The organism is Hyphomicrobium sp., assembly GCF_051860585.1.
Lineage (GTDB): Bacteria > Pseudomonadota > Alphaproteobacteria > Rhizobiales > Hyphomicrobiaceae > Hyphomicrobium_C.
Genome location: NZ_JBHYDS010000020.1, coordinates 1 through 3734, shown reverse-complemented (window position 1 = coordinate 3734; position 3734 = coordinate 1). Strand labels below are relative to the sequence as shown.

General features: G+C 67.9%; 1 protein-coding gene. It reads right to left on the bottom strand.

The window, feature by feature from the left end; all coding sequences use genetic code 11:
- On the bottom strand, positions 1 to 3734 hold a 3734-nt coding region (locus ACTIFK_RS18980; RefSeq protein WP_439544582.1), incomplete at both ends, for an O-linked N-acetylglucosamine transferase family protein.

Here is a 3734-nt window from a genome sequence, read left to right as displayed (position 1 = left end):
GTGGTCCTCGTTCGTCACCTCGGCGTAGCAGACGATCTCGAGCTTGGTCCGGTCGAGGTGGCGCAGCAGGGGATCGAGGAAGTGGCGCGCGGCGTGCTCGCGGAAGTCCGGCGAGAGGAAGCCGATGCGGATGCGGCGGCCGGGCGTGGGGTCGTTGGCGAAAGCGACATTCGCCGGCATGTGCGGCTTGGCGTGGGCGGCATCGAAGCGCCGGTACTCGGCGAAGATCTCCTCGGCGCTGCGGTCCGGGTGGTAGTTCAGGCAGAACAGCAGGTTCGCGTGCGCCAACGCGTAATCCGGCTTCATCGCCAATGCGCGGCGGAACAAGGCCTCAGCGTCAGTGTAGCGGGAGAGATCCTGCAGCAGCAGCGCCTGATTGCCGATCGCGCGCCAGTTGTTCGCAATGGCATCGGCGACCGTGTCGTAGATCGCGGCGGCGGCGGCGGGCTGGCCTTTCTGGCGCAGCAGCTGGGCCAGATTGTCGTGGATGTCGCCGTCGTTCGGCATCAGGGCCGCGGCCTTGCGCAAGACCGCTTCGGCTTCGGCCGCCTTCAAGAGGCGCATCAGGCACATGCCGAAGCTCCGGAGCACCTGCGGGTCGTTCGGGACGAGCTCGCTGGCGCGACGGAGGACGGTTTCCGCCTCGGCAAGCCGGCCGCGGCTTTGCAGCAGGTTACCGAGGTTGCCGTAGGCGTTCGGAAAGTCGGGCGCGCGCGCGATCGCTTCGCGGTAGGCCGCTTCCGCCTCTTCGACGCGTCCGCAGGCACGGAGAGCGGCGCCCAAATTCGACAGGATGGTGGGCCGGCGGCTACGCCGCGCGGCGTCCTGGAATAGCTCGACGGCGCGGGCCGCGTTGCCGCGTCCATAGGCCCATCCGGCTGCTTGCTGCAGCGTCTCGATGGCATCTTCGCGATCAACGTAGCGTTGCCAGAGGCGCTGATAGACGCGCTCCAATTCCTTCGCGAGCCCCTTCGCGTCGCAGAGCGGCGACGCCGCCATCCGGTCGCGCAAGCCCATCCGCACTTCGGCGAGCGCTTCGATGTCGCGGGCGCGAGCAATGGCCTTGGCGACATACGCGTCGCGCGTGGTTGCAACCCAATCCGATAGGCCCAGCGAACCCATGATGGTGGCGCCGAAGCAGCCGACCGAGGGGCGCGTGGAGAGGCAGACCGATGGCACGCCGAGCCAGGCCGCCTCGATGGTGGTGGTGCCGCCATTGTGGGGGAAGGGATCGAGCGCGATGTCGATCTCGCCGTAGGCTTCCCATGTTTTCGGCTGCGGTGTCGTAAACGTCAGATCGATGCGCTCGGCGCCGATGCCGTGCGCCGCGAAGAGATCGCTGAAGCGGCGGCAGACTTCCTCGTCGCGGAACGCGACCGTGTTCAGCACGAGGCGCGACCGCGGCACGGCGGAAAGAATTTTCGACCAGGTGGCGATGACCGTCTCGTTCAGGCGGACGGCGCGGCCGAAATTGCCGAAGGTGATGAAACCGTTCTTGAGGGCCGGGAGCGGGGCCACGTCGGGCATGCCCTGCGGCGGCTCGTACGCGACCGGCATGCGCGGCATGCGCTCGACCGGCTCCGAGAAGAGGTGATCGCAACCCTCGGGGGCGAGCGCATCGTCGGCGAGGAAGGCGTCCATCACCGAGAGGCCGGACGTATATCCATGGCCGAGGAAGTGGGCGACCTGCACCGGGGCGGGCTTGCGCGCGAACGTGAGCAGGCGGTTGCGGGCCGTATGACCGCCGAGGTCGACGAGCACGTCGATGGCGTCGCGGCGAATGAGATCCGCGAGCTGGTCGTCGGTGAGGCCGACAGTCGCGCGCCAGTTCTCGGCCAGGGCCTTCAGGCGTTGGGTTTCGCCGTCCGGCGTCGGCACTTCGGCGTAGCAGAAGATCTCGACCTTGCTGCGGTCGTGGCCGACGAGGATCGGCTCGATGAAATGGCGCGAGGACTTGGTGGCGAAATCGGGCGAGACGTAGCCGACGCGCAGGCGGCGCGGGGTCGTTCGGTCGTTGGCCCAGACGGGGTTTTTCGGCGCATGGCGCTCGGCGTGCAGTTCGTTCCAGCGCCGGAATTCCGCATAGATCTGTTCGCTCGTCAGGCCCGGGTGGTACGTGACGGCGAACAGCATCATGCCGTGGCCGGTGGGATTGTTCGGCGAGCGCTTCAGCGTCTCCTGGAAGATCTCGATGGCCTCGGCGGCGCGGCCCTGGTCCTGCACCGAGTTGGCAAGGTTGAAGCCGACTTCCACAAGATCCGGGCGGAGGCGCTGCGCCATGCGCAAATCACGCTCGGCGGCGCAGAGGCGGCCGCGGCGCATTAGCACGAGGGCGCGATTGTTGAGGGCTTCGGCATGATCCGGCGCGATGGAAATGGCATCGGTGAAGGCCGCTTCCGCTTCGGTCATGCGAAACTGCGCCGCCAAGGCATTGCCGAGGGCATTGGATGCAGACGACGATTTGGGCATCGCATGCAGGGCCGCCCGGGCGGCGGCTTCAGCCTCGGGAAGCCGGCCGAGACGGCGATAGAGATCGGAGAGATACGTCGCGGCGTCGCTGTCGGACGGATCGCTGGTCCAGTGTACCAGGAGCGCGGCCGCGGCGTCCGCCGGGCGTCCTGCCCCGTCGACGCGATGTGCGTCCTTCATGACCGCCGCGCGCCGCTCGAGGACGGCCTTCGGAACGGAGGGCACGATGGGGGCCCGTTTCCGGCACCATTCGGTCCAGAGGCTTCGGACGGCGGTCTCGATCTCGCGGGCGAGGCCGGGGCCGTCGCAGAGCGGAGAGTTCGCAACGCGCGCCCGCATGCCAGCGCGCAGGGTCGCGAGCGCTTCGAGGTTGGACGCCTTCGCCGCCGCCAGCGCCACATAGCCCGCGATGTCCGCCGCCACCCAGTCGCGCAGGCCGACGGCGCTGAGATTGCTCGCGCCGAAGCGGCCAACCGACGGGCGATCCTCGACCGACACCACCGGAACGCCCAGCCACAAGGCTTCGATCGTCGTCGTGCCCGCGTTGTGCGGGAACGGGTCCAGCGCGATGTCGACATCGCCATAGGCCGACCACGTTTTGGGCTGCGGGCTCGTGTAGACCATGGCGAGCCGCTCACGGCCGATGCCGTGCGCAGCAAAGCGCTGCGCCATCAGATCCGCGAACGCCGCTTCCGAGAACGCCTTCGCGTTCAAGAGCAGGCGGCTGTTCGGGACGCGCTTCAGGATCTCCGACCACGCCGCCACGACGCGGTCGTTGATGCGCTCCGTGCGGCCGAAGTAGCCAAAGGTGATGTAGTGGTTCTTCAACGCCGGGAGCGGAGCCACCTCCGGCATGCCCTCCGGCGGCTGGTACGCGACAGGAATGCGCGACAGGCGGACGATGCGTTCGGAAAACAGATGCTCGCTGCCGACCGGCGCCATCTCCTGGTCGGACAGGAAGACGTCCATCGCCGATAAGCCGGACGTGTAACCGTGACCCAGGTGATGGGCGATCTGGATCGGGGCTGGACGGCGCGCCATCACAAGCACGCGGCTCGCAGACGTATGACCGCCGAAGTCCACCAGTACGTCGATCCGGTCCTGGCGGATGCGGTCGGCCAGCTGGTCGTCGGAGAGACCTACGGTCGAGCGCCAGTGATCGGCCATGCCCTTGAAGGCCTGGGTGACGTGGTCCTCGTTCGTCACCTCGGCGTAGCAGACGATCTCGAGCTTGGTCCGGTCGAGGTGGCGCAGCAGGGGATCGA